This is a genomic window from Moraxella sp. HMSC061H09 (genome assembly GCF_001809255.1).
Taxonomy (GTDB): domain Bacteria; phylum Pseudomonadota; class Gammaproteobacteria; order Pseudomonadales; family Moraxellaceae; genus Moraxella; species Moraxella catarrhalis.
Genome location: NZ_KV796854.1, coordinates 1 through 728 on the forward strand (window position 1 = coordinate 1; position 728 = coordinate 728).

The following is a 728-nucleotide window of genomic DNA, read 5'->3' on the forward strand; positions in this document are numbered from 1 at the left end:
CCACCTGTCGCATAAGCCACCGCAATCGCCACAATCGCAGCACCAGCAGGGGTCAGTCCTTGCTGCTTATAATCCCAATCTTTGTCGGTTAGGATGATTTGCTGCCAATCAACATCATTGCGATTCACCAGATCGTTTAGATAGCTGTACTGTGGTTGACTGGCAAGGGTGATGATTTCATCTTTGAGCTGTCTTTTTTGAACATCTTTTTCAGATATGGGGATTTGGATATTTAGACCACCTTGAGCTTCAAACATGGGGGCTGCTGTACCTGTAAAGCTTGGCAGTTGGGCTGTCTGAGTGTGTTGACCTTCGCCTTGGGTGCGCTGCCATACGACCCAATTGTCCTCTCGTTGAGTGGCGGTTTGTAGCTCACTTAAGGCTGCCAATAGCCGAATTTTTCCGCCGGCACTGATCTGTGCGCCTTTGAGGTACTCAAAGCGCGTGCCTTCAAGCAGGGTATCTCCTTTTGAGCGACTGCTGATGAATTGCGCAGATAAGGAAGCTGGTACGGCAGCGATTTGACTAAAGTTGTATTTGCTATTACTGGTACCAGTCTTAATACCTAGGAATTTTTTCTTGGTCTGGTTGTTTTGTTGGATGGTGTGAGTGTCTTTTGTAGCGTACAGATTGATATTGCCACTGGCGCCCAGTGTGATGTTACCAGTAGTGTTGAGTTCAGCGCCATAGATGTCTAGATGGTGCTTTTGACCATTATTGCTGTTATT

1 protein-coding gene is annotated in these 728 nt (G+C 47.0%); it reads right to left on the reverse strand.

Annotated features, from left to right (window positions below; translation table 11 throughout):
- The coding region (locus HMPREF2573_RS09345) for a hemagglutinin repeat-containing protein (RefSeq protein WP_228141160.1) at nt 1-728 on the reverse strand (728 nt) is incomplete at both ends.